The 2,522-nt window shown below is 57.8% G+C and carries 2 protein-coding genes and 2 pseudogenes; 2 read left to right on the forward strand and 2 right to left on the reverse strand.

Features of this window, described 5'->3' with window-relative positions; translation table 11 throughout:
• Positions 1-171 precede the first annotated feature (171 nt).
• Together A2I95_RS31190 and A2I95_RS31195 are read left to right on the forward strand one after the other, a co-directional pair.
• On the forward strand, positions 172-1,023 hold the full coding sequence (locus A2I95_RS31190; protein WP_291736067.1) for a M3 family metallopeptidase: 852 nt from the start codon (positions 172-174) through the stop codon (positions 1,021-1,023).
• A gap of 18 nt (positions 1,024-1,041) precedes the next feature.
• On the forward strand, positions 1,042-1,341 hold the full coding sequence (locus A2I95_RS31195) for a hypothetical protein (protein ID WP_291736069.1): 300 nt from the start codon (positions 1,042-1,044) through the stop codon (positions 1,339-1,341).
• Between the two features lie 39 nt (positions 1,342-1,380).
• On the opposite strand, the pseudogene A2I95_RS31200 reads toward A2I95_RS31195, so the two are convergent.
• Positions 1,381-1,704, reverse strand: a pseudogene (locus tag A2I95_RS31200) (peptidoglycan-binding protein); the annotation flags it as partial.
• Between the two features lie 208 nt (positions 1,705-1,912).
• Positions 1,913-2,522, reverse strand: a pseudogene (locus A2I95_RS31205) (peptidoglycan-binding protein); the annotation flags it as partial.

The following is a 2,522-nucleotide window of genomic DNA, read 5'->3' on the forward strand; positions in this document are numbered from 1 at the left end:
CTTGTGGGGTAATGCCTTGAAATGTGCGTACTGTCATGAGATTTAAGATTCTCCGGCCTTGAATTAATGAGTTTTAACGTAATATCTAGAGTGTAGCGCAAGGACACCTGTGGAAACCACGGTTTTTGCGGTCGCCTAATTCATACTTTGGTCTAAACGGAAAATCACCCTATGTCTAACCCGTTGTTACAGCCTGCTGAGCTGCCTGCTTTTTCAGCCATTAAACCTGAACATGTACAGCCGGCTATTGAGCAGCTTTTGGTTGAAAACAGACAACAAATCCAACAATTACTAGCGGATGTTGAGACGCCGGATTGGGAGCAATTCATCGCCCCTATCGAGGCGCTGGATGACCGCTTAAGCCAGGCTTGGTCACCTGTCAGTCATATGAACTCGGTGGTGAATAGTGATGATCTGCGCGAAGCCTACAATGCTTGCTTGCCGCTGCTGAGTGAATACGGCACTGAAATGGGTCAGAGCCCTGAACTGTATCAGGCCTATCAGGCGATTGCTGATAGTGATCAGTTTGCGGCTTTGGATCAGGCGCAGCAAAAAAGCATTGAAAATGCCCTGCGAGATTTTCGGTTGGCCGGTGTTGCACTGAGCGCTGATAAAAAGCAGCGCTACGGCGAGATTAAAAAGCGCTTGTCTGAGCTAACCAGCAAATTTGCTGAGAATGTGCTGGATGCAACCCAGGGTTGGACCAAATTAGTTGAAAGTGCTGAGGACTTAGCGGGCGTGCCAGAGTCCTCCCTCGCGGCCATGGCGCAAGCGGCAACAGCCAATGATCAACAGGGCTATTTAATCACCCTGGAATTCCCCTCCTACTTCCCGGTGGTAACCTACTGCGAAAATGCCAGTCTGCGTGAAGAGGTATACGAAGCTTTTGTGACCCGCGCTTCCGACCAGGGGCCCAACGCGGGCGAATGGGATAACAGTGGGTTGATTGATGAAATTCTGGCTCTGCGTCACGAACTGGCCCTGCTGCTGGCCTTGCGGCACAAATTGGCCTTGCACTTGTGACCGCGGCACGAACTGCCCTTGCTGGCCCTGAAACTGAGGCTGCTGCGGAATTCCGTATGTCTGGGCGGTGGCTGCAAACCCCATCTGCTGCTGGCCGTATTGCTGCTGCGCGCTCTGCCCGTACTGCTGCGGCACGCCATAGGTGCCGGTGCTGTTCCCGGCCATGGTGGCCTGGGGCAGACCATAGGGCTGCTGCGGCTGAGGTTGCGGCGCCATCCGCTCGGCCAGGTAGATCTTCAGCAGCCCGCGCGGCCCGTCGGGATGTGCCATCGCCTGCTGGCTGGCGAGATAGCCGCTGGTTTGCGCCCGCTGGAATGAGCTGATCAGCAGATCTTTTTCGAAATCATTCAGCTGCCCGCTGACCGGATAGCCAAGGTAAGCCTGATAGGTGGAAACAGCCTCGCGCGTTTTACGGCCCAGCTGCCCGTCAACTGCGCCTGCAGGGAAGCCGAAGTAATTCAGCGATTCCTGAATTTGGCGGCCTTCCTGCGTGGACGGCAACCGGGAACGCCGGGGCGCCTTGCCCCCCGAGCGCCGCTGATTCTTGGACAGAGCGCCTCCGATGATGCCGCCAAGGATGGCGCCGGCAGCAAAGTCGCCCGCATCAGCAGAAACACGGGCAGCCGGCGTCAACGCCAGCGAAAAACAGATAATGGATTTGGAAAGCAGCTTGAATCGCATAAACAACCCCTAAGACAATGCACTTTTTGATTGCATCAATTGCATTCAAGACCGCGCGGTGTCAAAGGCAGAAATCCAGCATTTAATGGAAAAACCCGGCCACAGCTGCCAGGACGCCCCAGGGTACTGGCAGTAAAGAAATTCTACGCAAAAAAGTGGCCGGCAATTCTGCCGGCCACTTGCATTCAACAGCTGCGGTAAACAGCGGTCAGTCAGTGGAGAACGACGGCAGGGCCGCACCGCCGGAGGCCTGCACCGGCTGCACCCGGCCGCCTGCCAGCTTGGCCGAAGCTGTCTTGATCAGCTCTGCCCGCTCAGGCTGTCCCGGGGCAAAGACAGGTGCCGCGCCGCCTTCCAGCGAGATCACGGCCATGCCGTACCAGTCCTGCGCCCGATCTGCCGTAACCGGCGCGCCAAAGCCCAGCGCCAGATGGTGGCCGATCAGCTCAGCATAGGGGCGCTGGCCGGTGCCGGTCAGGATCAGCGCAGCACCCAGCGCCACGTCCATGTCATCGCGGCGGTAGCCGGAGAACAGACAGATCCCGGCGGTATTGGCCAGCTGCTCCAGCGACATGCCGGATTGCAGCACGAACTTCTGCACATCACCCATCACCTCGCCGCTGCCCGCGGTTCCCAGCTTGGCCAGGAAGGGCTGCACAGCCGGGCCGAATGCATCGCATTGGCTGTCGATCTGTGCTTGCGAAACACCCTGAACCTTGCCGGCCCGGGTCTCGCCCGCGTTGATGGCATAGGTGCGGGCCAGACAGAATTGTTCGCCCAGCGCCAGTTCCGGATCGGTCATGCTTGCCGCCGTCATG

Source organism: Leisingera sp. F5 (assembly GCF_001593695.1).

What these genes read in the sequence shown, in the direction of transcription:
- A2I95_RS31190 (WP_291736067.1), top strand. Translation starts at nt 172, where the DNA reads ATGTCTAACCCGTTGTTACAGCCTGCTGAGCTGCCTGCTTTTTCAGCC.